This window comes from Methanoculleus sp. UBA291 (assembly GCF_002499755.1).
GTDB lineage: Archaea > Halobacteriota > Methanomicrobia > Methanomicrobiales > Methanoculleaceae > Methanoculleus > Methanoculleus palmolei.
Window position 1 is genome coordinate 1 of sequence record NZ_DANC01000038.1, and the last position, 25411, is coordinate 25411.

The following is a 25411-nucleotide window of genomic DNA, read 5'->3' on the forward strand; positions in this document are numbered from 1 at the left end:
GCAGAGCAGGGTGTGATCGCCGCGCTGCGTGCACGGGGCGTCGAGGTCTGAGGGAGGCGCATGACGAAATACGAGGTCATAATCACAGAGAGCGCAAAGAAAGACCTTAAGGCAATTGAGCGTGTTGACAGCGAGTATGTCCAAAAAATCATCCAGAAAATAGAGTTTTGCCTGGGCGAATACCTCTTCGCCCCGATCAAACAATGCAATAAGAAGAAACTGAAAGGGAGGGTGAACACTCACCGGCTACATGTTCAGAGGAAATACACCGTGTTTTACAAGGTGATGGGGGCAAAAGATAACAGGTTTGCTCAGGTTCATCTGATAGTGGGTTTCGAGGCGGCACACCAGATGTACCCGCACATCGATTTATAGCCCAAATTCCTTTTTTATCTCGGCCAGAGTATATTTCCGACCCTTCCCCGCTCTCTCCATGTCTGCATCCAGTCTATCGATACTGGCCTGGATTTCAGCCTGAGTAAGGGTTTTTTTAGTCTTCGGGGTTGCCTTCTTCCGCTCGACTACCGTCTTCGTCGGCATACATGATGATGTCTGTATCTGGAAAGATATAGTTTTGGGCGAGGATCACGTTCACGCCGCGCGGTTGGGGTACGCTATGTTGGAGACGGGGGTTACGCCTCGCTAAGACTCTGAAATGCCTTGTAGAGGAGGTATATCCCGACCACCACCAGCCCGACCTTGATGATCGCGTCGAGGGGGTCATCGGCAGACTCCGGCTGTTCTTTTCGGATATACGACCGCAGCCGCATCTCTTCCTGAGGGGTCAGGTTTTGCCCGACCTGCGTTTTTCCAAGGAGGAGCTGCATATCGTGGAACTCGTTCGGAGTCAGTTTCATTTACGATCACCTTTGAGCATTTCAACAACGTGTATCGAACCCAATGATTGACATATCTCAATTATAGGGTTTAAATTTTTCATCTGCCCTTCAAGTTCGGTAAGTCGCCGCTCGATCGGTCTGACACACGTTGAATAGACAGTCGCACATCCGAGGATAAAACTTCCGATCCCGACGAACAATGTGACGATTAAAGAGAGATCTTCTGTCGCCATTAGTGAGGAGCTCGATTTTCAGAGATTTATGGGTATCCAAACCGTCTCGCGCCGGAACCACGTAGCAAGGGGCGCTATGCAGACTTGAAATGCAAACATGATATGCAAAACTAATTGAGTTAATACATCTTCACTTTCGCACCACGCGGTTGGGGGTTTAACAGCCTGGAGCGGTGAATATCCTACTGGGATTGCCTATGGTCCCTCGAACGTCAAAACGATGTGCGGACGTGGCCCCGGAACCCGATCATAGGCGCGACAGTGGTTTGGCACAGGAGAGCCATTGGCAGTACTCCAACGCGCGGGGGCACAGAGATGCACAGATAGACTACAACGATCCACTCGTCCGGGCGCTGTTGTCGCCAGCTATTATCGGACGGATAAAAGAAATCCTAAATGACCCTGCCTGATGGCCGGGTCTTACCATCTTACTCACGCATGTATTTTGAGTAATGAGTAATGAGTAAGAGTGAAGTTCAGAAAAAAGATGTATGGGGGTTGTTCGGTTCACACCCTCCACCCCCGCAAGATAAATGTCACATACTTAACGTTTATCCCATCGTTCGGGAAGATACTCTGTCATGATCGGAGAGAGGCGCAACTTAAAATACCGGATCAACTGGAACGAAGCACGGGAAGCGATCCTAGGTGAGAGGTTCAAAGGTCCGAAACTCCGTTTCGACCCCGACATAAAGACAAAAACCGCCTCAGATTTCTCAAAAAGAGTCAAGGAAGGCGAATACGAGTACGGGAGAAAAACCACCGAGATCTTCTCCGGCTTTCTCGATCGGTCCGCAGAGGTGCTTGAGATCGGGCCGGGGCCAGGGACGGTGACCGTCCCCCTCTCGAAACGGGTGAAAATGATCACCGCCGTCGACCTTTCGTTGAAAAATATCGCGCATCTCGAGGAGAACCTGCGCGAAGAGTCATGCGACAACGTCGACGTGATCCACAAAAACTGGCTGCGCACCGACGACGAAGCGTTGAGGGGCAGGTACGACCTTGTATTCTGCTCGCACTTCCTCTGGATGATCCCGGACCTTGAAGAGCATCTGGAGAAGATGGAGAATGCTTCCAAGAAGTACTGCGCGGTCGTGCAGCCTGCCGGGAGAGGCGATCTCGTCAAGGAAGTCTATTCGCAGATTACCGGCAGAGAGTATGCCGGTGAGTTCGAACCCGACGGCGATTATTTCGCCTACGTCATCCTCAGGGAATGGGGCAGGCTGCTGAACGTCACGCACTTCTCGTTCACCAATACAATGACTCTTGAGGAGAAAGTCCGTTCGACGGCGTCCTTCATCGGCCGGTTCGTCGAGGTCGACGAGGACGTGGCGAAACGCATCCGGGACCTGATCCTCCCGCACGCCGATGCAGACGGCACGTTCGTCGAGACAAACAACGTGGTGGTCATGTGGTGGGAGACGGCGTAACCCGGATCTCCTTCTTCGGAAAAAGCCCCTGAAAACAGTGTTCCGGCTCGACCAAAATCAGCGAAGCCGGTACGGGCTGTCAGATATCCGCACGCCGGGGAGGAGAGACCGGTCACGGGGAGGGGCCGCCCTCGTCATCCGGGCACCCCTCCTCCCCCCGGCGGCCGCACCCGACGATCCGGATCGTCTTCCCGTGCACCAGGGCGTCGGCGACCTTCCTCCGCGCCTCGTGGAGGTCGCGCCAGAGGGTCTTACGCGAGATGCCGAGGGCGAGAGCGGCCTCTTCCTGTTCGAGCCCCTGGAGATCGACGAGCCGCAACGCCTCCACCTCCTCGGGAAGGACGATGACGACCTCATCAGGCCTTCCGCAGAGCGGGCCGAAACAGCGAAACGCTCCCGGGTCTCCGATCATCCGGCGGACCCGGGGCCGGCCGCGTCCGCGGCGACCACATCCTCCGCCGGGCTCTCTCTCGTTCATGGTATCATCTCTGGAGAAGAGCTCCGTCCCACATGCAGATAGTGCCTTCGCTCCGGCACGGGGGTCATCCCCGACCGCGTGCCCGACCGCCGCAGAAACCGCAGCCGCATCCCCACGAGATGCCGCCGCGACCGGCGCCACGAAGCACCGGCGCGGAAGACTCGCCTTCCGCCGCCGGAGGGGGAACGCACCGGCCCCGGCGGCCGCCCGTCATGGGGCCGCGACCGGAGGGTCCGGTTCCGTCAAATCCTGGCATGGTGTATCACCTCCATTTTTACACATATGAGTATAAATATATTAAATTATCTAAAGTGGACGATCGGTCTCCGCCATGTCAAGGCGACGCCATAACGCTGGCCGTTTCACGTTTAAGGACTTAAAAACACTGAGAATATTTTTCAAGGGTCTTGCGGGGAGATAGGGGAGGTAGTGATGTGGATAAAATATCAATACCTGAATATATGGCCGATACTGGTGTGGGTAAGAAATTCCTGACATATGCCGCAACGTCGGAAAACAAAAATCGTTCAGGACCTCTGGCTGTCGGCGCAGAGTTTGTAATAAGCGTAGCTTCATTGCTGACGGCAGGGTATTCATACTCTTGCCCGGGCAGCAGAACGGATAAATTTGCACTCTAAATCCGCTACCACGCACTACGCGATGATCAATCAGTTAAATGTTAAGTATTCGCACAGGAAGTTTATTGGATAAGTTGGGAAAACTCTTTTCTCTTCTCCTGGGGAGAAAATAGGAGAAAACAGGGAAAACTCCCTTCTCTTCTCTGAGAGAACGAAGGAGACTACCGTCCAAGTCGGTGTAGCGGACGGCCATGCCGAGGTTGCCGTAGTCGTCCCATGCGAGTTTCGAAGCGATGCGCCAGTCCATCCACCCCGGCATTATCACCGCGTTGTTGTAGTTGCCTCTACAGCTGATCAGGTAGTGGCCCGGCAGGTACGACGCCCCGCCGTTGAACCAATGGGCGCTGTTGGACCGGAGCGGATTGGTGGTGAGACGGAACTCCCACCACCAACCGGTCAGATCCTCTGTCGTGGTGATCCCGCTCTGGGTCTGCTGATCCCGTGAGTCTTGGAACAGCCCCAGAGAAGGGGAGAACAGGAGATCGGACCTATTCGATCCCGCGCAGATCGACACGGCCGTCGATGCGGACACGATCCCCTTCCTGCAACTTTAATTTAAGGAAATACTCGCTATTGGTCTCGACCAGAACCTTGCCGAACCCGAAGTCAACGACGGCCATGTATCCCCGCTCGGCCTCTGCCGGATCGTCGGGGTCGATGAGCGCATCGACACGGCCGTTGATCTCGATCAGCGGCATTGCAGGTTCCGCGTACACCTCTTGATCGGTGACGTTCTGTCTCTCCAGACGGCCCAGCATGCTCAGAACGACGTTCCGAGTCTGCCCGATCATCCCGGGCGTGCAGAGCAGGTCGTCGTCGAGGACGGAGATCCTAGTACCGTTCGTGAATTCAACACGTACGACCTGCGTATACATCTTCCCCTCGTATTCAGCGTCCGGTCGTATGGCCACGACGCGGACAGGAACCTTGAGGCTCTCTCTCAGCGATCCGTCCGGGATGCGGGGCGTCTCGGGATACGCCGTCACGAGATAGCCGGAATCGGCAACGAGCAGGTGCAGCACCCTCCCGGAAACAGGTTCGCGATACCGGTAGATGTTCTTCCCACTCGCGACGCCATCCCGCGCGCCGGTCATAATAAGATCTTTAATCTTTTCCCGGTGCACATGATACAGACCGAACGCGGAATAAAATTGATCGCTCGCCGGGGTATCGACGTAGTTGGCCACGATGTGAGCCCAGCCGCTTCCCCCCCCGCCGTCCAGATCCCACGCACCGACGAAGTCCAGTCGGCTCGGTCCAACCCGGACGTAGTCCCCGACCCGGTAATCGGGAAAGGTGTCGCGTTCCTCGTGGCAGAGACCGACGACGATCGTACCCGGACCAACATCAACGTACAGACTTTTGTATTGTGCGTCGATATAGACGATCTCGCCAAAAAATGGAGGCTCTGACTCGACCCTTTTCACCGGCGAAGGAAGTTTTGCAACATGGGCGGCAAACGCCAGAATACCGACCGTCTTGATCGTGCCCACCATATCATCTTTACTCCGCAGATCAGGGTCGAACAGGTCAATTATCGTATCACCCTGCAGTTCGATAGAGACACTCTGGTCGAACACATGCCCGCTATACTTGTCCACTGAAACCGGAGTGTTTCTCAGGATCTTTGCTTTTATCCCACCTCGAAACATCTGCGTCACCTAGGTATATTGAACATATCCTTAACGTGGGCGGGAAAATCCGGATCTTCGAGAGATCGTGGATGCGCCGTAACGATATATCCGTTACTGCCAACCCCGACCTCCAGGAAGTGATCCGCGTCGACTCTCTTCCAGAACGTCATCGGATTATTTGTGTCCGCCAGCCCCGTCCTTGCGCCATCCATGATCAGGTTCCTTATAGTCTCTTCGCTCTCAAAGTCCTTCCCAAACGCCCCGGCGAATTGGTTTGTAGCGACCTCATCTTTATCCCAGCGGACGATGTGGTTATTCTCGATGTGTATCCACCCGCTTCCACCAACGTCATCTACTGACCCCAGGATCTTCCCGTCCGCCGCTTTCAGCGTACCATCCTCCAGCCAGATCATGGTTCCGTCCGCATGCTTGACCACCCTCTGTATCTCGGTCGGTGAGAGCCTCTTTGACCCATCGCGAACGAGATTGAGCACGTCATCGACAGTAACGCCATCCCCTGTCCTGAAGACCCTCGTCCCCAACCCCAGGAACGCCTCATCAAGCATGCCAATCTTGCCCGCATCGTTCAAACCGCTCCCCCAGATAGCTTTGGCGATAGGCACTCTGTATTCTGGCATCAGAGTAAAGAGACGGTGCGGATCGACGTACTTGGCAGCATTTTTGGCAAACGTCACACCGTCGCCGCCGCCGGGGACCAGCGCGGCGAGGCAGAGAAGCGCCATCGCCTTGTCTCCCCGGGCGATGTACACCCTGGCATCCCGGATGTCGCCGAAGACGAGGATGTCGCTCAGTGACGAGCCGATCAGGTAGTAGACGTTGTCGTGGTTCTCCTCGGCATAGGCACCCAGAGTGAACCCGAGGACCAGTTCGGCCGCTGCGCGCCCGGCGCTGTAGTCGTGCGTGCCGGCATCGGTCGGTTCGCCGTCTTTTCCATCGACCCACCCGTCACCGTCGGTATCGGGGTTGGTGGGGTCGGTCCCGTTCTCAAGTTCATAGGAGTCGGTCAGGCCGTCACGATCCGAGTCGCGCGCCAGAGGGTCGGTACCGTATTCCGTAAGTTCGAGTACGTCACTGACCCCATCCCCGTCTCCATCGACGCTGTTCGGGTCGCTCACGAGGATGAAGCAGATCTTCCCGTCGACCCAGACCATCTGCCCGGCCTCTTCGCCGTTGGTGTCGCTGGTGATGCCCGCATCATGGTTCCACATCCCGATCTTGCCGCCGGCATGCGTGATCTGGAGAACATTGCCTCTTACCGATTTCCAAAGGAGATAGCGACACCACCACCGTGGATACCGCCAAAAACAAGCACGCCACTGAGGGGGGCGTCGCTCCTAGGCCAAGAAAGGCTCCCGGGTCCGGGAAACACAGTCGGGATTGGCAATCAATCCCGTACGTGATTCTTTACGTATTCCTTCGCCGTATCAAGTACTTTCTTGAACTCAAGGACGCCGGGCGCTTCCGGCCCGGTTCCACAGACGAAGGTTCTTGAGGCGATATCAGCATAAAACCGTTCGCCGACATCCAGGATCGCATTGACGAGGTCGATCGTATCGACAGGGGTTCCGGTGGGATAGTTGGGATATTTCTTATTCATCTCCTCATACGTGGTGCGAACGTTCTCACGCAGATCGTAATCATACCGATACGCCGGACCGACATTTCTATAATGGAAATACCGGACATGGGTCCGTCCATCTCTGTGAATAAATTCAAATGCGGAAGGCTCGTCGTAGAGCTCGCTGAGATGTTGGGCATGCAACAGCATTTTCCGACTGGCCCAGAGCCAGTCGGCTAAAAGGGAGTAGATGAAGTCTCCGCGGAATCCCTCGTCACGTTTCGGCGCATCGAACCGCGTGACGACAATACCGTCGACAACGATGCGAACTCCTCCCTGAATATCATCAGGGCTCTGACGGGAAAGGGGAATATTCTCGTAAATCATGAAGTCAATGCGGACGTCAGACATTGGTCACACCTCCCATATCTCTGGTTCCCAGTATTCTACAACATTAGGCCCCTCTTTCGGGTACGATGATTTGAACTCCCCATTAGGTTTCGTAACAGTTCGCATTTCATCAATACCGTATGCATTGGGATGGTGGATGTACACCCACTCACGGCGGCCCCGCATTTTGGTACCATACCGCATGCTTTCGTCGACGAGTTGACCGAGCTCCTCCAGGGTCATGGCGTTCGGCGTGACGATTCCCGGCCTCACCTCATGCCCAAGCGGGAAGAAGGTCACTCTCATCCCCGGCTCCCCACGCTCGGTCCCGAGGACGTGCTTGTTGATGAGCTCCTCCGGGAGATCTACACCCCGGGGGCGTGACCGAACTATCTGATGGTTGACCACGTGATTCTGCACGTACTCCTTTGCCGTGTCGAGTGTTTCTTTGAACTCCGGGACACCGGGCGCTTCCGGCCCGGTTCCACAGACGAAGGTTCTTGAGGCGATATCGGCGTAAAACCGTTCACCGACGTCCAGGATCGCATTGACGAGGTCGACTGTATCGGCAGGGGTTCCGGTGGGGTAGTTGGGATACTTTTTATTCCATTCCTCCTCTGTGGGAGAAACGATGTCATGCAGATCGTCATCAAATCGATAGTTTCTAGGATCCTGGGACGACAGGTGGAAGAACCGGACATACGTCCGTCCATCATCCCGGGGAATAAATTCAAATGCGGAAGGTTCGTCAAGGAAGTCGCTGTGGTGCGGAACGTGGGACAGCATTTTCGGGATGGTGTCGAGCCAGCTGGATAAAAGGGAGTAGATGAAGTCTCCCCGGAACCCCTCATCGCGCTCCGGTGCCTCGGACCGCGTAACGACAATACCGTCGATAACGATACGAATCCCCCCCTCAATGTCATCAGCGCACCCACGGGTAAGGGAGCTATCCTTGTAAATTATGAAGTCAATATGAACTTCAGACATCGATCACACCTCTTTACATCCGCGGTTCCCTATAATCTCTAACATTAGGCCCCTTTGTCGGGTACGATGATTTGAACTCCCCGGTGGTTTTCGTAATAGTTTTCATTTCCTCAATACCGTATGCATTGGGCTGATAAATGTATACCCAGTCGCCACGGTCCAGTTTTTGGATACCGTACCGGATGCTGTCGTCGATGAGTTGATCGAGCTGTTCCCTTGTCATGGCGTTCGGCGTGACTAGCCCGGGCCTCACCTCATACCCAAGTGGGAAGAAGGTAACCTGTGTTCCCGGCCGCCCATGCTCCGTCCCGAGGACATGTTTGTTGATATAATGATTAACCTGTGAATCAGGATAAAGCACCAGCCTATCGCCCCACCTCTTACCGGATTGGATCAGGCGCAGGTCTCCATTCTTTTTGCTTTCAGAAATGATCCCTATGAGGTCGTCCGCCTGGACACCGGCGCCGGTAAGCCTTGTTCCTGAACCGGCATAGATCTCGTCGAGTGCCGCGATCTTTTCAATTTCCGTCGGACAGTTCTTCCGGATAGCTTCGACGGCAACCTCTCTGCACTCTTTTTTAAGGGCCAGTTCCGGGAATTCGGTGAACTGCCGGGCAAGTTTTCCAATATACTTCCCACCGTCACCGCCACCGGGGACCAGCCCGATGAGGCAGACAAGCGCCATCTGCTTGTCTCCCTGGGAGATGTACACCCCGGCGTCCCGGATGTCGCCGAAGACGAGGATGCCGCTCAGAACCGAACCAAACATATAGTAGACGTTGTCGTGGTTCTCCTCGGCGTAAGCGCCATAGACGGCTCCCAGCACAAGTTCTCGTCCGGCACCAAAAACGCCGTACTCGTGGGTACCGGCATCGAGCGGTTCACCCTCCTTCCCGTCGACCCACCCATCGCCGTCGGAATCGGCGTTGAACGGATCGGTTCCGATCTCAAATTCGTAATCGTCGGTCAGACCGTCGCCGTCGGTGTCCCGGGAGAGCGGGTCGGTACCGTACACGTAACATTCGAGGTAATCGGAGATCCCATCCCCGTCCCCGTCGACGCTGTTCGGATCGCTCCTGATGATGAAGAAGATCTTCCCGTCCGCAGTGACGATCATCTCGCCCGCCTCTTCGCCGTCGGAGATACCGTCACCGTCGGTATCGGGGTTGTTCGGATCGGTGGTATGTACGTTCCCAAGACAATCCCACCAGCCGAATTTCTCGAGCCAGTCGGGGATGCCGTCACCGTCGGAATCGTAATCCGAGTAGACCATCAGGGTGTAGGTCACATCGCCGTAGACGTAGTAGGGGTTGGAGTAACGGTCCCACATCGTGATCGGGCCGCCCTCGTGCTTAAGCAGCAGGGTCTGATAGGCGACCATCGGCAGGTGACTGACCGGGGTCTGGTACCCGGAATGACTGACGACCATGCCGCCGGTGGAGCCGTAGCCGTCGCCGTAGTTCTCCCATGCGGGTATCGCACCGGTGCGCCAGAGGCTGGGGACTATATACACGTTGTTGTTGTAGAGACCGACACATTGGATCACGTAGTAGCCCGCCGGGAACGACGCCCCGTCGTCGAACGACTGGTAGCCTGGGTCCTGGAGCTCGGCAGTGGTGAGGTGGACCACCCATTCCTGGCCCACCAGATCCAGCGTCGAGATGATATCATCAAGATCCATGTGGACGAGGGTGCCATCCCAGAGGACCAGCTCGTCAGCCTGGGGGTAGAAGAACAGCCCCTCCCAGATATCGGCGTCGAAGACCGCAACGGTGGCGGGGACGGAGAGGGTCGCCGAGACGGTATGGGCAACCGGATCGACGGTCGTCGCCACCGGCTCGTAGGTGCCGATCGCCGGGTTGAAGATCATGACCGAGATGTTGGTCGAGGCGTTCGCCAGCGCAGGGTCGTACGGCAGGGTCACCAGCGCCGGAGCCACGGTCTCGTTCAACTGTGGATCGGCGAACTGCAGATCGGTGACGGGGCCGACGCGCGCAGGCGTGCCGGTGTAGAGCGGCGAATCGAAGTTGTAGATCATGAGCGAGCGGGCCAGATCGCCGGCCCCGGTCACGGCGACCGTCACGCCGAGCGCGGGGTCTTCTGCGATCGAGGTGTAGACCTCTAAGCCGTCGAGGATGCCGTCCCCGTTGGTATCGGGATTGTTCGGATCGGTCCCGAGGCGGAGCTCGGAGTCGTCCAGTAACCCGTCGTCGTCGGAATCCGCAAGAAGCGGGTTGGTACCGGCCGTGATCTCGACGCTGTCGGAAAGCCCGTCGTTGTCGTTGTCGGTGAAGAGCGGATCGGTCCCGTAGAGCTGTTCCTGCAGGTTGGTGAGGCCGTCGCCGTCGAGATCTTCATCCGGGTCGGGGATACCGTTATCGTCGGTGTCGATCAGGGTGGGATCGGTCAGTAATCCGAGATAGAGGAGTTCAAAGGCGTCGGTGAGACCATCGCCATCGGTATCGGGGTTGAACGGATCGCAGCCGATCCGGTACTTCACGAAGACCGGGAGGTAGCCGTCGAGGAACTCACGGCCGTCGATGGTCCCGTCTCCGGCCAGGTCGTCGGGATACTGCGAGCAGCCGGAGTCGGGGTCGAGCGGATCGAACCCGATCGCCAGTTCAAAGGCGGCGGGCAGCAGGTCGCCGTCGAGAAGGATGGTCTCTGCGTGCGAGAGGCCGCTGGTGTCGGTGGCCGTAACGACGATGGTGTTTGCATCGGAGAGGTACACCGTCGTCGAAAAGGTGCCGTTCTGTACCGGAATAATCGAGACCGCGCCGTTGTGGTTCAATGTGACGTTTGCGATAGCGGGATCGTTGACGAGACCCGCCACCGTGATCTCCTCGTTGGAGACAGTGTCGTCGAGCGGCGATGTGATCGTGAGGAGGTTCAGAGCCGGGTGCACCGCGAAGTTAACCTCAAAGGATTCGTTGATACCATTCCCTCCCGCTACCGTGACGGTGGCGGTGTACGTTCCCTCGTCGAGGCCGTGGTTCGGCGTGACGGCGAAGGTGGCGTTACCGCCCACGCCGATGCTGCTGATCGTGGGTGCGGAAACCGTGAAATTGGCGTTGGAGAGCGTCACGTTCAGCAACCCGGTCGGCTGAACGCCGATGTTGTTCACGGTGACGGTACGGTTCGCAACAGAGGTGTAGCCAACCGTCTGGCTGGTAAAGGCGTAGATGCCGCTCTCGCTGACAGTGATACCGTAGGTCGGTGCGGCGGTCACCGTGAAGCGGACATCAAATGATTTGCCGATACCGTTACCACCCAATACCATGACGGTGGCGATGTAGGTTCCCTCACTAAGGCCGGCGACCGGCGTGACGGTGAAGGAAGTGTTTTCACCCATGCCGATGCTGCTGATCGTGGGTACGGAAACCGTGAAATTGGCGTTGGAGAGCGTCACGTTCAGCAGGCCGGTCGGCTGATTGCCGGTGTTGCTCACGGTGACGGCATGAGACGTAATGGAGCCGTATCCAGCCGTCTGGTTGGTGAAGGCATAGGTACCGGTCTCGCTGAGATCGATGCCGTAGATCGGTGCGGCGGTCACCGTGAAGCAGACGTCAAATGATTTGCTGATGCCGTTACCGCCCGATACCATGACGGTGGCGGTGTGGGTTCCCTCATTGAGGCCGACGATCGGTGTGATGGTGAAGGTGGCGTTTTCACCCACGGTGATGTTGTCGATCGAAGTTGGGGAAACCGTGAAATTGGCGTTGGAGAGCGATACGTTCAGCAACCCGGTCGGCTGATTGCCGGTGTTGTTCACGAGGATAGTAAGATCCTCGACAGGGTCGTAGCCAACCGTCTGCGTGGGGAAGGCGTGGGTGCCGCTCACGCTGAGATGGATGCTGTAGGCGGTGACCGGCTCAGGCTCGGTGACGGTGATGTAATCGGTCTTGACCTCACTGTCCGATCCTTCTATATTGGCGACCGTCAGGTTCACGGTGTAGGCACCTTGCGCTGTGTAGGTGTGGTTCGGGTTCTGCTCGACGGAGTCGACGACACCATCGTTGTCGAAGTCCCATGCCCACGACGTGACCATGCCCGTGGAAGTATCGGTGAACGGGACGTTGAGCGGTGCTTCTCCGCTGGTGACGTTGGCCGTGAAGTTTGCAACCGGCGGTTCGGTGCCTCCGAACGACTCGGTTACGGTGATGTAATCGGTCTTGACTTCACTGTCCGATCCTTCTATATTGGCGACTGTCAGGTTCACGGTGTAGTTGCCTGCCGTAGTGTAGGAGTGGATCGGGTTCTGCTCGACGGAATCGACGACGCCGTCGTTGTCGAAGTCCCACGACCAGGAGGCCGAGTTGCCGGTTGAGGTGTCGGTGAACTGAACGGCAAGAGGGGCGTCACCGATCGTAGGGGAGGCGGTGAAGTTGGCGAAGAGTCCCTCGATCGGCGGGTCGCCGCCAGACACATACTCGATCCTGACGTATCCTGGCGCACCGGCACCGCCGTAGAGGCCGGGGGCAGGATCTCCAGATTGCCATCCGTCCGGTAACCACGAGCTGGCCCACGCCATGGCGTTGAGCGTTCCCATTCGACCGCCGCCACCAGCTCCGTAGCCAAGACCGCCAAACCCATAAAACTGCGATAGATCGGAAGGATCGCCTATCCCCCAGAGGATATCCTCTTTTGGGAGCCCCCCGCGTTCCGCGATCTGGACATCCCCGAACCCGGCTTCCCCGGGTTGGCCCAATATCGAGGGCATCCACTCAGTGTTCCATGAATTGCTCCAATCGTTAAAGAGCTGAGGTTGACCTCCAGCAGCGGATATCGACCCGAACGATGATGACCCTCCGGCGCCCCCTTCCGTCGCGTAGATCCAGGCCCCATAATCTCCATAACCCCCATAATCGACATCGTCAACGATAGACCCGAACCCGGGAGTACCTCCGGCACCAACCGTAATGGAGTATTGGTTACCCGGGACCACGGGGATCGTGGTTACTATGATCTGACCTGCAAGTCCGCCGGGCCCGCCGTACCCGTCCAGACTTGGGTCCCAGGGACTTGATCCGCCACCGCCACTACCCCCACCGACCACAGTAACGCTCACGTTCGTTACGCCTACCGGGACGGTCCAGGTATGATTACCCGGGGTGGTAAACTCGACGGTGGTTACGTATTCGGTCGTTGCGTTTGCACCCACGACAGGGAAAAGTGCTGACGTAACCAGCAGTACTGCCATGAGGAGAGAGGAGAATTTTTCAATCCGGGATGTGCTCATATGCTGCCTCCATCGCGAACCGGAGGCAAAAAGCGTCGAAAGCTATCCTTAAGTAGGGGGCTACCAACGTACTTCTGCCTTCGGGTATTGTGGGGTTCCCGCTACTATGGATGGTTGAGGGGAGCCCCACACTTGTTCTCTGCTCGCCCCATGGTGGGACGCTCAGGGTTGCTCATACATTGTCAACAACTATTGGGTTACAACAAATTTAGTTGTGCAACGAATTGAAATAAATAACTTACGAAATAGATGTCACCGGAAAAACTCTCTCCCGCCGAACGGAAGACTGTACTCTGCGCGATCTATGTCTTGTGGGCCGTTTTGGGACGGAAAGAGGTCCTCCGGGCTAAAATAGCAGGAAACTCTGGGCCTGGGATCGAGTCGGATGTCGGACGGCAGGTTGCGCGAAGGCAGAAGAGACTCAGATTTTCAGTGTAAGCAGGTCCCGCAGTTTAGCTTCCGGCCAGTGGTCGTTCGGAAATACCTCCGAGTACTCGCCATCCTTCTCGAAAATTGGCGACGGTTTAGTAGTGGGTTCAGTAGTGGAATTGTCGTATACCCGAATTTTGTCACAGACATCAATCACCTGAGGAAGCAACGCCAGCGCACGGTGATAGCGTTCCCGGATCTTGCCCTCCGGCACGTCATGCCCGCCAGCGGCGACGCGTCCTCGAACCCGTGCGACGTTGATGTTCTCGTCACAGGTCAGGACGTAGATGCACTGCACCTCGTAGCCGCACTCTTTTGCCTTCTGCAACAGCAGTAGATTCCGATCGGTGGATAAAACCGTTTCAAACGAAAAATCTTCGCGACGATCCAGCAATTCGTTTCTCAGCGCATCCGCCAACTGCGCCGCTTCAAGGTCGGTCAGATCCCTCTCACGTTTCAGGTAGTCGGCGTTAACGTAGGTTTCGGTAGGCGAGTATGTTCAGATCAGTGCTACTGCTTTTGGAACTGTATTTATTAGAATGGGGTTATTTCCAGTGGAACTCTCTATAGCCCTCCAGCCACGAGGGAACCCCCCTTTAAGACCCCTCCAGCAGACCATTAACCATACCAAAGTATGGCCATAAGAGAAAAAGAGAAAGGAGAAAAAAATGGTGAAAGAACGAAAATCCACTCAAAACCGCATCACAAGGCACATTACCCTGAGTCCTGAGACTGACGAATTTCTGAGAAACAGAGTCACAAATGCGTCTAGATTTATCTAAGGGATGATAGAAAGCGCTTAAAATGGTATTCTAGCCACAATAATGACCTTTTCACCAATTCAACCCAAAAACAATGGGCTCGTTGAGATTCGAACTCAGGACCTCCGCCATGTCAAGGCGACGCCATAACCGCCGGGACCACAGGGCCACGGTCTCAGAACCCTCCGGAAACCTCTTTCCTCTGGAAGTACCATACTATCCCTGTGAATCTCGCCGGGAACCTCTCCCCTCCTGCCCGCATCGCGATCATCGGGGCCGCGATCGTCATCGTGCTCGCGGGAGTCCGGGCAGCAACACCGATCTTCGGCCCGCTCCTCGTCGCCGTCTTCTTCGCCATGATCACCGCGCCCGTCATGGTCTGGCTGACCCGTCGGGGAGTACCCCCGGTCCTCGCCGCCGGGACGGTGGTCGCGGGGCTCATCGGGCTATTCGTCGGAGTGATCATCTTTCTCGGCGCAGCCCTCGCCGGGTTTATCCGCTCCCTGCCGCAGTACCGGGAGAGCCTCGAAGCACAGGCGGCCGTACTCGCCGACTACGGCATCGACTTCGCCGGCATCAGGATATGGGACTACGTCGACCAGGGGTTCCTGATCCAGCAGGCGGCCGGGATTGCCCGGCAGATCGGGGGCACCGCCGTCGACGCCTTCCTCATCTTCGTCGGGATCGGGTTCCTCCTCATCGAGGCGCCCCGGCTTGCGGCGGCCCTCGCGCGGTACCTGGGGCCGGATAGTTCCCCCTACCGGCACCTCTCGCAGTCGGGCCGGCTTCTCATCAATTACGTGGTGGTCAGAACGAAGGTGAACCTGGTCACCGGCGTCGGGACCGGGCTCTTTCTCACCCTCCTCGGGGTCGACTTCGCGGTGCTCTGGGGCTTTATCGCCTTCGTCCTGAGTTACGTCCCTTACATCGGCCTCGTTGCAGCCGCCATCCCGCCCACCCTCCTCGCTCTCATTGAATTCGGGCCGGCGGGGGCCGTGGCCGTCATCGTCGCCGTCGCCCTCATCGACGCCGCCGCCGAAAACCTCGTCCTCCCTCGCATGGCCGGGCGGGAACTCAACCTCTCGCCGTTCGTCGTCCTCTTCTCCGTCGTCTTCTGGGGATTCATCCTCGGGGCGGTCGGGGTCTTCCTCGCCATCCCGCTGACGATCGCGGTGAAACTCTTCCTCGAGAGCTGGGAAGAGACCCGGTGGATCGGCGAACTGATGGGCTCCGGGGACCGGCGGGAGTAACGGCCGGGCAATCGGCCCCGACATTACATCAGCCGTATTTTCGGCGAATACCAATAGCAGAAAGGCATCCGTGAACCTCCGGATCGTCCCTCACCCACGACAGAGAGAGTATGTCCCGGGAGAATTTCGGAAGAATAATCCCCGGTAAACGCGGATATAACAGGATACAGGTTCTCATTTTCCCAGTTCGAGGCTAAAGGGCCCGGGAGTGGTGGAAGATGCGGAAAGTCAGGGTTACGAGGACCGGGCGGGACGGGGCAATCGAGGTCGGGTTCTTCTTCAAATCGATCGACCAGCTCCTCGACCCGGAAGACCCCTCGCCGCTCCCCGAACGGGAACTCACGGAGTTCGCCGAGGAGTACATCGCCAGTTATCTCGACGGCTACAGCATCAAGGAGATCGTCGGCATCACCATCGGCCTCCCCCAGGAATCGCTCACCCCGGATATCGTCGCGCTCCTCCCGGAGACGATCAGGCAGCACTTCTCGTTCCGTATAGCCGACCTCGACGACGACAGAAGGGTCTCCCTCCGGGAGGGCAGGATCAGTCTCGTCCTCGCCGCATTCAACGCAGGCGTTGCCATCCTCTTCGTCGTTGTCTTCGCCGGGTATCTCGACGGTCCCGTCGCCATCCTGCTCACCGGGATGATCACCATCTTAAACTGGGTGACGGCCTGGGACACCTACGAGTACTTCATCTACAACTACCGGCGCGAGATACGAAAACACCGGATCTACCAGAAACTCGCGGGTATCGATATCCAGGTCGAAGGGTGGTGACGCCGGCGGCGTAAGACGTTTACGAGACGGCGCCCCATAACCTTTGTATGAAGAGACCCGCCGGACTCTACCTCGCCTGCCTCTTCCAGGCCCTCATCGCGGCAAACGTCCTTATCGCTCTCTCGCTTCGGGACTACTCGCAGGTCTTCGGCGGCGTCATCGCGTTCGGCCTGACGCTGGTCCCCTCCGCCATCACCCGCCGGTGGAGCATCACGCTCCCCTGGGAAGTCAGCCTCCTTATCGCCCTCTCGCTCTACCTCCACATCGCCGGCGGAGTTCTCGGATACTACGATATCTACTACCCCTACTACGACAAGATCGCCCACCTCGTCTCCGGGATAACCGTCTCGGTGCTCGCCTTCGTCGCCGTCCTGCTGCTCGACCGGTTCAGCCGGCTGAACCTCTCCCGGTGGATGATCGTCGGGTTCATCATCATGGCCGCGATGGCGATGGAGGGGTTCTGGGAGATCTACGAATGGGTCTTCGACACCTTCCTCGGGACAAATCTCCAGCACGGCCTCGACGACACCATGCTCGACATGATCTTCGTCCTCGTCGGGTCGATCGGCGTTGCGCTCGCCGGGAACCGCTACCTCTCGGAGTTCTCGAAGGAAGAGATCGCCGGAAAGATGGTGGCCCCCGGTGGGCCCGGGCCGGGGTGACGGCCGGAACCTTTTTCCGACTCGCCCCGAAGAGGGGGCGCCATGCTTGAGGAGATGGAGACAGGTGCGGGAAACGTCGTCGGGTTCCGGTTCGACGGCGAAATGACGGCCAGAGACTACAACGGGACGCTCATCCCGGCGCTGAAAGAAGCGGGAGCGCACCCGACTCTCCGGATGCTCTTTTACATCGTGAACTTCCACGGCTGGAGGCCGCACGGGCACTGGGAGACCCTCCAGGACCGGCCGGAGATGGAGAGGGTCGACCGGATCGCGCTCGTCGGCGAAGAGAGATCGGAAGAATGGCTGAACCGCCTGCCGGGGCTCTTTGTGGACCTCACCGGGACCGATGTACGGCACTTCCCCGCCGACCACCTGGATGCCGCGCTCGACTGGGTACGGGAGCCGACAGAGTAAAAAGAGGCCCAAAATGAAGCCGGGTAACCCAATAGGTGCCGGAGAGGCTATCTCTCCAACGGACAGGCAACCCTTTTTCACCCCGGACGACCAACCGCTGATCAGACAACGACCCATGCACTATTATAAAGATATCATATTCCAGAAACCCCTCCCGAAGGAGATCCGCCGTCTCGGGCTGCTCCCGGCGGACCTTCACTTCCACACCCGGCACTCCGATTCGGCGACCCGCGTACGGGACGCACTGAAACTCGCGGCCCGGCAGGGGATCGGGCTCGCGATAACCGACCACAACCAGGCAAGCGGCGTCGTTGAAGCCAGGGGCCAGAAGATCAACGTCCCCCTTGTCCCGGGGATCGAGGTCAGCGCCAACGACGGCCCGCACATCCTCCTCTACTTCTACTCGGTCTCCGACCTTCTGGACTTCTACCGGCGCCACATCGAGAAGAACCGAAGGAACGGCCCGTTCACCGCGATACGCCTCAGCACCCCGGAGATCCTCGAACGCCGGGAAGACTACTCCTGCATCGCCGCCGAGGCGCACCCCTGCGGCTATGCCTTCCTGAACCGGGGGGTCGAGCGGTGCGTCGCCGGTGCATGTATCGGCGAAGAGGTCTTCTCCCGCCTCGACGCCCTCGAGGTCATCTGCGGCGGAATGGCCCGGTCCCATAACCTGAAGGCGGCCGGGCTCGCCGTCGCTCACGGTCTCGGGCGGACGGGCGGAACCGACGGCCACCTCCTCCACGAACTCGGCGGGGTCGTCACCTGCGCCGAGGCCGATACCGTGGAAGAACTTCTGGATGCCGTCCGGATGAAAAACACCGTCGTCATCGGCCGCGAACGGCCGCTTGTCGAGAAGGCGGTGATGGGGACTGCGGTCCTCCCGCACCACCTCCCCTACGCCATTCCCATCCTCCAGGCCCGCTGGGAGCAGAGCCTCCCCCGGATCAGGAAGTTCGTCCGGTCCCGGCTGAACGGGTGAGGAGCCTTACCCGAGCGGCGAAAAGAGCCGGGAGACCGACTCCTTCATCCGGACCAGACGGGACCGCGCCCGGTAGCGTTCCGGCGTGATCTCGGTGGAGACGGCAAGGTCCTCCTCGAAGACCCGCACAAGTTCGGCCCCGACGGCCGCATCGTAGAAGAAGGCGTTCGCCTCGAAGTTCAGCCGAAAACTCCGGATGTCCCAGTTCGCGCTCCCAACCGAACCCGCCTTCCCGTCGACGACAATCGTCTTTGCATGGAGAAACCCGTCGTCGTAGGTGTAGGCCCGCACCCCGGCATCCAGGAGCTCGCCGATGAAGGAGAGGGTCGCCCAGTAGACGAACGGGTGGTCGGGTTTGCAGGGAATCATGATCCGCACATCGACGCCGGAGAGCGCCGCGAGCCGCAGGGCGTCGGTGACGCTCCCATCCGGAATGAAGTAGGGCGTCTGGATGTAGACCGACTCCCGGGCGGAGTTGATCAGTTTGATGTAGCCCTCTTTTATCGGGTTCCACCGGGTATCCGGACCGCCCGAGACAATCTGGACGGGCGTCGTGCCGGGGGCGCCCGGGTCGGGAAAGTAGCGGCCATCGAGGACCAGGTTCTCGCCGGTGGTATAGTTCCAGTCGAGAAAGAACCGGAACTGGAGCATCTGGGCGCCCGATCCGGAGATCCGGATGGCGGTGTCGCGCCAGCGGCCGAGCGGCCCCTTCCCGAGGTAGGTGTCTCCGATATTGAACCCCCCGATGAACCCCATGACCCCGTCGATGACGGCGATCTTTCTGTGGTTGCGGTAGTTGACCCGATAGAAGGAGGGGAAGAAGACCCCGATCTTCCCGCCGGCGTCCGTCAGTTCGGAGAACGCCTTCCGCGACCCGCCCCCGGCCCGGGTCCCCATCGCGTCGAAGAGGAGGCGGACTTCGACGCCCGCTCGTGCCTTTTCGGCAAGGGCGTGGACGACCGCCCGACCGAGTTCATCGTTGTTGACGACGAAGTACTCCAGGTGGATATGATGGCGGGCCTCCCGGATCGCGGCAAAGAGCGCGCCGAACTTATCCTCACCCCGGGTGTAGATATCGACCCGGTTCTTCTCGGTCAGGAACGCCCGGTTGTTCCGGAGGAGGAGAATGATCGTCTCGCGAAACGCCGTCGCCTCGGGGGTGGTAAACCGGTAGCGGGGATCGGCAAACTCCCGATGCTGCTCCTCGAAGACCTCACGCAGAAAGCGGCGATCTTCCCGTTCCTTGACGACGAACATCTTCTGCCGGGCGTAGTTCTGCCCGAAGAGCAGGTAGAGGAAGAACCCGACCGGCGGCAGGAGGAAGAGGACCATCAGCCAGGCCATCGCCGCCGTCGGGTTCCTTCGCTCGAAGAAGACGATGGTGACGGCGAATATAACGTTGAGGATCAGGATAACGGCGATCGAGATTTCCAGTTCCATTCAGCCTGCCTCCCCGATGGAATCGGATATGACATTCTATCTCTCGGCGAAGTATATCCATCTGCCGGGCGGCGATTGTCAGACGAACACGGATACGAACCCGAGCGCGATGAATATGAGAAAGGTGGCGACGCCGATCCACCCGATGGTGATGAAGACGAAGGAGAGACGCCGGTCCCACTGGAGGACCCACCCGATCACGACGCTCGAGTACAGCCCGAAAGGCGGGACCACCGGGAGGATGAGGAGCGTCACCGCACCGTACCTTGCAAGGAGCGGCACTCCTTTCATCTTCTCTTCCGTGCGCTTCAGCAGGTTTCCGACCCGCGCCGACTGGAAGGCGAACGCGTCGCAGACGAAGTAGAGGGCAAGCACGGCGCCGACCTCGACCAGCGTCATGATCGTGAGGATCGCGGCGGGATGAATCCCCATTCCCACGCCGACGAAAGCGGCGTTCGCCTGGAGGATGACGGTGGACGCGATCAGGCCGAGCACCTGCGCCGTCGGGATGCCGAGCGTCAGACCGAAGATCAGGGGAAGGAGCGTGGTGAAGATGAAACCGGTTGCCACTGCTTTTGCGGCATAACGAAACCAGGTGAATACCACGGAGAGGAACATTGCACCCCGCCTTCCCGTGCCGCAGGGAGAGTTAGAGCGTATATATCTATCCTGCCCCTGTCGGACCGGGCATGTTTATATACCAAATCCGATGCTTTGATGCAGTTATGGCAACCACAACATCCGGCATCGGTATAGGCGGATTCGGTACGCCGGTTCCCCTGCCCCGGTGGCTCGTTCTGATCCAGGGCATCGTCGCCCTCGCCCTGGGCATCCTGCTCCTGGCGTATCCCGTCGGAATCCTCCTCGTTCTTACCGTGCTCCTCGGGATCTACTGGATGATCAATGGAATATTCGTCCTGGCAAGCCTTTATTCGGATAGATCGGACCAGGGGTGGAAGACAGTCGTCGGTGTTCTCGGCATTATCGCCGGCATCCTGGTCCTTGCCTATCCGCTCTACAGCACCTATCTCCTTCCGACGATTCTCGCCATCATCATCGGCGTGGAAGGGCTGATCATCGGAGCCGTCCATCTGGTACGAGGGTTCTCCGGCGCCGGCACGGGAGCGGGAGTTCTCGGCATCGTGAGCATCATCTTCGGGATCATTCTGATCGCAAACCCGTTCATCGCCGCTCTCGCTCTGGTAACGGTCCTTGCGGTCCTCGCCATCATCGGAGGAGCCCTGACAATCATCATTGCACTCCGGAGGCCTGCCTGACGAACCATTTCCACAAGGGTAAACGGAATCTCCGGCCGGTAGCCGGGGAAGCGAGGGTGCAGATACCCACTGCAGGAAGAGGGCCGTAGCCTTTTTCTCTTCAGGAACCGATAGGGGCTCCCATGCTTGATCGGATGAGGGAAAGTTCAGGACCTGTGGTCGGTTTCAGGTTCGACGGAAAACTGAGCGAGATCGAGTACGAAACCATTCTGGTCCCGGAACTCGAACGAGCGATGAACAACGATCGCCAGAACATCCGGGTTCTCTTAAAGATCGAGAGTTTCCGCAGCTGGAGGCCGGGGGAGGGCTGGGAGGCCTTCAGGCAGTGGCCCGGGATAGCGAGGGTCGACCGGATCGCAGTCGTCGGGGGAGAGCGGTGGCGGGAATGGATGAACCGTCTGCCGGGGCTCTTTGTCGGCTTCCCGGGAGTCGACGTCCGCTACTTCCCCGAAAGCCGTCTCCGGGACGCCTGGGGCTGGCTGCGGGAAGGACTTGCGGTCCTTCCGCAGGTTGCCTGAAACGTCTATATACCGCGGGCCCCAACCCATCGGTATGCACTGTCCCGTCTGCGGGCACGACTGCGTCACGGATGCCCGTGCGCTCCTCACGGAACTTCCCGGGCGTTTCGCCCCCTGTCCCGACTGCACGGGGCTTGTCTACGACAAACAGAGCCCTCCGCCCGATATCGATGCGGCGGAACCCTGCCCCTCCTGCGGGAAACGGTTCATCGACGAGGTCTTTGCCGATATCTACCGGGTGATGGTCGGCGAGGGGGACCTCTCCGGGGCCGAACCTCTCGCCGCCGCCGGGACGCCGCTCATCCACCCCGGCCATTCCCTGCAAAGGGCCCCCTACCTCCCGCCCCGGTCGCTCGTCCTCCTCTCCCGGTCGGTCGGGGACCGGGCGGCCGTCCGCCTTGTCGCCGAGGTCCCGGAAGTCCGGGGAGTCGTCCGGACGGGTGCCGGGACGCCGGGGATCAGCGATACCGACGCTGCACCCATGACGTACACCCTGCTTGCGGGCTGCGACGTCCGGGCCGACGTCTTCTCCACCCGGAGAGGACCGGTCGTCGTCTACAAACAGCAGTCGGCCCTGCACGTCGAGTTCCCCCGGGGCCGGAACGAAAAGATCCTCGCCCTCGAGCGGGAGATCGGGCGATGCCGGCCCCGGACTTTCGTCGACGCCTGCTCGGGCGCCGGCACCCTCGGGATCGCCGCCGCCCGGGCGGGCGTCCCCCACGTAATCTGCAACGACGCCTGGTACGCCGCCGCCTGCTGGACCGCCTGCAACCTTCAGGTGAACCGGGAGTCACTCGGCATCGAGGAAGTGACGATACACCGGTCCTATGACGACCTCCGGAGCCGCCCGGTTGCGCAGGACCCGCTCCTGGTCGCCACCGCCGCCGGGAGAGAAGAGGTCCACGTTTATCAGGGGGACCTCCGGCTGCTCCCGGCCGTCCTCCCGCCCGAGATCGACCTTTCCGCCCTCGACCTCTTCGAGAAGGCGGACACCGGGAAGGTCGGCCGGATCACCCGGGCCTGGCAGGCCCGGGTGGGCGGAGTTATTTTTATCCCGTAGACCATAGTACATATGGGGACTAGCCCGGGTGGCTCGGCGTCACCTGTTACCCGAAACCGTCGTTGTGCGGGGGGCGAAGTCCGGAGAAGGCCGCAGCGGCTTGCAGAATCCGTTGCATTCCGACAAAGAAGCCTCGTCCCATGAGGTCGGCGGAAAGGTATCAATGCCCCGGAGGGGGCGGCGACCTTTTGCCGCGGGTACCGGTTCAGGCCCGGAAGGGAGCAGACTCACCGTGGACGTTCGGCGCCCATGGGGTTGCGGGGTGGAGGAGGAATGCAGCGGTGAATGCCTGCGCGCACGGTCGACCGAGGACGCGTCCCCAACGGCGATCTCCATGGCAAAAGTAACGATTCTTGGGGCTACAGGGAACGTCGGTACGTTTGCAGCCCACACCATATCCGAGATCCCGTACGTCAGCGATATGCTGCTCGTCGGGAGACCCGGCCGTGAGCATTATCTTGCAGGCTGCTGCCGCGACCTATCCGATTCGTTTGCTGCGCGAGGCACCGATGTCCGGCTCTCCTACAGCACCGATCTTCTCGACGCGGAAGGCTCGGACGTCATCATCTGCACGGCAGGCGTGCCCCGCCGGGCCGATCAGAACAGGAACGACCTGGCCTTTGAGAATGCACAGATCACCGCAAAGACCGCCGAGACCATCGGCCAATGCGCGCCCGATACGCTTCTCTTTGTCGTCACGAACCCCGTCGACGTCATGACCGCCGTCGCCCTGAAGTATTCGGGGCTCAAGCCGCGGCAGGTCTTCGGCCTCGGGACGCACCTCGACTCGATGCGCTTAAAGTCTTTGATTGCCCGCTACTTCCGGGTCCACGTCAGCGAGGTGCATACCCGCATCATCGGCGAACACGGGGACAGCATGGTCCCGCTCTGGTCGGCGACGACGATCGGCGGCATCCGGATCAGCAACCTGCCAACCTTCTCTGGCCTGCCAGCGCAGGAGATGATCGACACGGTCAAAACGAGCGGCGAGGCGATCATCAGGGATAAGGGCGCTACCGTCTACGGACCGGGTGAAGCGATTGCAACCCTCGTGCGGACGATCCTCGGGAACGAAAACCGGATCCTCACCGTCTCAAGGTACATCAAACGCGAGATCCACGGGATCGGCGACGTCTGCATCGGCGTGCCCGCCCGCATCAACCGCGACGGCGTCTTCCCGATTCCACTCAGTCTGGAAGAGGACGAGATCGCGGGGTTCGCGGAATCGGTCGAGAAGATCCGAAAGATCACCGCCGAAGTGATGGAGCGGCTCGAAGAAGCCCGCTAAGTCGGGAAAAGTAGGTAACCGAGATCCACTTTATATGAGAGTGGACTCGACAATTTCGGCGCTTTCGACACCCTCAAGGTTCCGGAGCGCGGTTTCGATCTCATCAGGAGCCCCGGCCCTGTCGGGGACGACGACGGCGGCTTTCAGCGCCACGAGACCAAAGCCAATCGGCTCTTCTCTGATATCGTCGACCGGGACGGCCGCCCTGATCGCCGCTTTGAGTGCTTCACGGTCGACATCGGGAGACTCGGGCATTATCTTCACGATGATGGCTACGTTTCCCATCGGTCACGGCCCCTGGAACCCGCACTTGGGACATGTATAGGGTATGCTCTGCTCCCTGCACCGGTAGCACCTGTTGATCTCGTGCGCGCACACCGGGCACGAGAACCAGGTAGAGCCTGCCTCAGCCAGAGGGGCGTTGCAGGAGGTACATCGATCTCTCGCTGTCATCGTTAATTTCCTCGAACGTTATCCTATCATATCGCCTCCGGAGCAGTTAAAATCTCGGATCGACGAGAGTCCCGATGACCTCCTCATCCCGGAGGGCGCCGCGGACCCGGTCGTCGTGCCTGCCGTTCACGATCCGGGCCCGGAGACCGTGCTCGAAGACGAACCCGATGAACGTGGGGTCGACCTCCTCGGGAACGAAGGAGGGGTCGGTGACCCGCGAAAGGAGCCGGCGGTGGTGATGGACGCCGTCGACCGATTTGAGGAGAAGAAGGTCGGCCGAGAGTTCGTTCGCGACCCAGGCGGCAATGGTGTCGGAAGTGACGTTCCAGGAATGAGGAAGGGGGTCGGCCCGCCGGAGGGCGCAGTAGGGGAGGAGGACCGTCACCTCGGACGGGCGGACGAGAACGGGGGCCGCCGGGACGCCGTGCGAGGCGATATACCACGCAAACTGCTCCATGCCGGAAATCGCCATCCAGTGGGCGGCGGTATCGGAGACAGCGAGGCGCCGGACGAGCTCGGCGAACTTCCCGCCGCCGGGCACGATCAGCACCGGACGGCCGACCTCCCGGAAGATCTCGAGCAGGGGGGCGACCCGGTCGAAGAGGCTGCCGCCCACCTTGACGACCAGCGGGGGTTCAAGCGGTGTCATAT

At 59.3% G+C, this 25411-nt stretch carries 28 protein-coding genes and 1 other RNA gene; 13 read left to right on the forward strand and 16 right to left on the reverse strand.

All coding sequences use genetic code 11. The features are described from left to right. The first annotated feature begins 60 nt into the window (after positions 1–60). Complete coding sequence (locus BP737_RS08680) at positions 61–375, forward strand: type II toxin-antitoxin system RelE family toxin (RefSeq protein WP_292410983.1); 315 nt, start codon at positions 61–63, stop codon at positions 373–375. Here the strand turns inward: BP737_RS08680 and BP737_RS08685 are convergent. Together BP737_RS08685 and BP737_RS08690 are read right to left on the reverse strand one after the other, a co-directional pair. Then, positions 370–540, reverse strand: a complete 171-nt coding sequence (locus tag BP737_RS08685; protein ID WP_292410984.1) for a hypothetical protein — start codon at positions 538–540, stop codon at positions 370–372. The genes BP737_RS08680 and BP737_RS08685 overlap by 6 nt on opposite strands. Before the next feature lie 92 nt (positions 541–632). After that, entirely contained in the window at positions 633–857 is a 225-nt protein-coding gene (locus BP737_RS08690; protein ID WP_292410985.1) for a hypothetical protein, read from the reverse strand. A gap of 796 nt (positions 858–1653) precedes the next feature. On the opposite strand from BP737_RS08690, the gene BP737_RS08695 reads away from it, so the two are divergent. Further along, complete coding sequence (locus BP737_RS08695) at positions 1654–2502, forward strand: class I SAM-dependent methyltransferase (protein ID WP_292410986.1); 849 nt, start codon at positions 1654–1656, stop codon at positions 2500–2502. Between the two features lie 112 nt (positions 2503–2614). Here the strand turns inward: BP737_RS08695 and BP737_RS08700 are convergent, their stop codons facing one another. Together BP737_RS08700 and BP737_RS08705 are read right to left on the reverse strand one after the other, a co-directional pair. Then, entirely contained in the window at positions 2615–2980 is a 366-nt protein-coding gene (locus tag BP737_RS08700) for a DUF134 domain-containing protein (RefSeq protein ID WP_292410987.1), read from the reverse strand. Positions 2981–3044: 64 nt separating this feature from the next. Further along, on the reverse strand, positions 3045–3236 hold the full coding sequence (locus BP737_RS08705; protein ID WP_292410988.1) for a DUF5320 domain-containing protein: 192 nt from the start codon (positions 3234–3236) through the stop codon (positions 3045–3047). 178 nt (positions 3237–3414) lie between these two features. Here BP737_RS08705 and BP737_RS08710 point away from each other — a divergent pair, with 178 nt between their 5' ends. Continuing rightward, entirely contained in the window at positions 3415–3618 is a 204-nt protein-coding gene (locus BP737_RS08710; RefSeq protein ID WP_292410989.1) for a hypothetical protein, read from the forward strand. Positions 3619–3652: 34 nt separating this feature from the next. On the opposite strand, the gene BP737_RS08715 is transcribed toward BP737_RS08710, so the two are convergent. The 7 genes from BP737_RS08715 to BP737_RS08745 form a co-directional block, all read right to left on the reverse strand. After that, positions 3653–4150 carry a hypothetical protein gene (locus BP737_RS08715; RefSeq protein ID WP_292410990.1) on the reverse strand — a complete coding sequence of 166 codons (498 nt, stop codon included), beginning with the start codon at positions 4148–4150 and terminating at the stop codon, positions 3653–3655. Continuing rightward, the gene (locus tag BP737_RS08720; RefSeq protein WP_292410991.1) at positions 4107–5114 is read right to left on the reverse strand and encodes a hypothetical protein; all 1008 of its coding nucleotides are present in this window, start codon (positions 5112–5114) and stop codon (positions 4107–4109) included. The genes BP737_RS08715 and BP737_RS08720 overlap by 44 nt, the downstream gene beginning before the upstream one ends. A gap of 161 nt (positions 5115–5275) precedes the next feature. Continuing rightward, positions 5276–6481 (reverse strand): hypothetical protein, encoded by a 1206-nt coding sequence (locus BP737_RS08725; protein WP_292410992.1) that lies wholly within the window; start codon positions 6479–6481, stop codon positions 5276–5278. Between the two features lie 176 nt (positions 6482–6657). After that, positions 6658–7242: a hypothetical protein gene (locus BP737_RS08730; RefSeq protein ID WP_342686123.1), complete on the reverse strand. Its 585-nt coding sequence runs from the start codon at positions 7240–7242 to the stop codon at positions 6658–6660. 3 nt (positions 7243–7245) lie between these two features. Beyond that, positions 7246–8208, reverse strand: a complete 963-nt coding sequence (locus BP737_RS08735) for a hypothetical protein (RefSeq protein ID WP_342686124.1) — start codon at positions 8206–8208, stop codon at positions 7246–7248. 13 nt (positions 8209–8221) lie between these two features. Continuing rightward, positions 8222–13447, reverse strand: a complete 5226-nt coding sequence (locus BP737_RS08740; protein ID WP_342686125.1) for a PKD domain-containing protein — start codon at positions 13445–13447, stop codon at positions 8222–8224. A gap of 421 nt (positions 13448–13868) precedes the next feature. Beyond that, positions 13869–14336: a zeta toxin family protein gene (locus BP737_RS08745; RefSeq protein ID WP_292409563.1), complete on the reverse strand. Its 468-nt coding sequence runs from the start codon at positions 14334–14336 to the stop codon at positions 13869–13871. A gap of 525 nt (positions 14337–14861) precedes the next feature. Here BP737_RS08745 and BP737_RS08750 point away from each other — a divergent pair. From BP737_RS08750 to BP737_RS08770, 5 genes are all read left to right on the forward strand, one after another. Then, the gene (locus tag BP737_RS08750) at positions 14862–15887 is read left to right on the forward strand and encodes an AI-2E family transporter (protein ID WP_292409434.1); all 1026 of its coding nucleotides are present in this window, start codon (positions 14862–14864) and stop codon (positions 15885–15887) included. Positions 15888–16105: 218 nt separating this feature from the next. Then, the gene (locus BP737_RS08755) at positions 16106–16666 is read left to right on the forward strand and encodes a hypothetical protein (RefSeq protein ID WP_292409436.1); all 561 of its coding nucleotides are present in this window, start codon (positions 16106–16108) and stop codon (positions 16664–16666) included. 47 nt (positions 16667–16713) lie between these two features. Next, positions 16714–17328, forward strand: coding sequence for a hypothetical protein (locus tag BP737_RS08760; protein WP_292409438.1), 615 nt, complete (start codon positions 16714–16716; stop codon positions 17326–17328). 42 nt (positions 17329–17370) lie between these two features. Continuing rightward, on the forward strand, positions 17371–17742 hold the full coding sequence (locus BP737_RS08765) for an STAS/SEC14 domain-containing protein (RefSeq protein WP_292409440.1): 372 nt from the start codon (positions 17371–17373) through the stop codon (positions 17740–17742). Positions 17743–17857: 115 nt separating this feature from the next. After that, the gene (locus tag BP737_RS08770; protein ID WP_292409442.1) at positions 17858–18724 is read left to right on the forward strand and encodes a PHP domain-containing protein; all 867 of its coding nucleotides are present in this window, start codon (positions 17858–17860) and stop codon (positions 18722–18724) included. A 6-nt stretch (positions 18725–18730) separates the two neighbouring features. Here the strand turns inward: BP737_RS08770 and cls are convergent, their stop codons facing one another. Both cls and BP737_RS08780 read right to left on the reverse strand, forming a co-directional pair. After that, positions 18731–20164 carry a cardiolipin synthase gene (gene cls, locus BP737_RS08775; RefSeq protein WP_292409444.1) on the reverse strand — a complete coding sequence of 478 codons (1434 nt, stop codon included), beginning with the start codon at positions 20162–20164 and terminating at the stop codon, positions 18731–18733. Positions 20165–20242: 78 nt separating this feature from the next. Further along, positions 20243–20782 carry a hypothetical protein gene (locus BP737_RS08780; RefSeq protein ID WP_292409446.1) on the reverse strand — a complete coding sequence of 180 codons (540 nt, stop codon included), beginning with the start codon at positions 20780–20782 and terminating at the stop codon, positions 20243–20245. A gap of 107 nt (positions 20783–20889) precedes the next feature. Here BP737_RS08780 and BP737_RS08785 point away from each other — a divergent pair, with 107 nt between their 5' ends. The 5 genes from BP737_RS08785 to BP737_RS08805 all read left to right on the forward strand — a co-directional run bounded on the left by BP737_RS08785 (position 20890) and on the right by BP737_RS08805 (position 24307). Next, on the forward strand, positions 20890–21441 hold the full coding sequence (locus BP737_RS08785; RefSeq protein WP_342686126.1) for an HdeD family acid-resistance protein: 552 nt from the start codon (positions 20890–20892) through the stop codon (positions 21439–21441). Positions 21442–21563: 122 nt separating this feature from the next. Beyond that, positions 21564–21959, forward strand: coding sequence for an STAS/SEC14 domain-containing protein (locus BP737_RS08790; RefSeq protein ID WP_292409450.1), 396 nt, complete (start codon positions 21564–21566; stop codon positions 21957–21959). Between the two features lie 34 nt (positions 21960–21993). Next, on the forward strand, positions 21994–23019 hold the full coding sequence (locus tag BP737_RS08795; protein ID WP_292409452.1) for a hypothetical protein: 1026 nt from the start codon (positions 21994–21996) through the stop codon (positions 23017–23019). Between the two features lie 12 nt (positions 23020–23031). Further along, positions 23032–23342, forward strand: an RNA gene (gene ffs, locus BP737_RS08800) — signal recognition particle sRNA. Between the two features lie 11 nt (positions 23343–23353). Next, on the forward strand, positions 23354–24307 hold the full coding sequence (locus BP737_RS08805; RefSeq protein ID WP_292409454.1) for a malate dehydrogenase: 954 nt from the start codon (positions 23354–23356) through the stop codon (positions 24305–24307). Positions 24308–24337: 30 nt separating this feature from the next. On the opposite strand, the gene BP737_RS08810 is transcribed toward BP737_RS08805, so the two are convergent. From BP737_RS08810 to BP737_RS08820, 3 genes are read right to left on the reverse strand one after another with little or no spacing between them, the layout of a single operon-like run. Further along, complete coding sequence (locus BP737_RS08810; RefSeq protein ID WP_292409456.1) at positions 24338–24592, reverse strand: elongation factor 1-beta; 255 nt, start codon at positions 24590–24592, stop codon at positions 24338–24340. Between the two features lie 3 nt (positions 24593–24595). Further along, positions 24596–24760, reverse strand: coding sequence for a zinc finger domain-containing protein (locus BP737_RS08815; RefSeq protein ID WP_292409458.1), 165 nt, complete (start codon positions 24758–24760; stop codon positions 24596–24598). Positions 24761–24806: 46 nt separating this feature from the next. Continuing rightward, on the reverse strand, positions 24807–25409 hold the full coding sequence (locus tag BP737_RS08820; RefSeq protein ID WP_292409460.1) for a uridylate kinase: 603 nt from the start codon (positions 25407–25409) through the stop codon (positions 24807–24809). Positions 25410–25411: the final 2 nt, after the last annotated feature.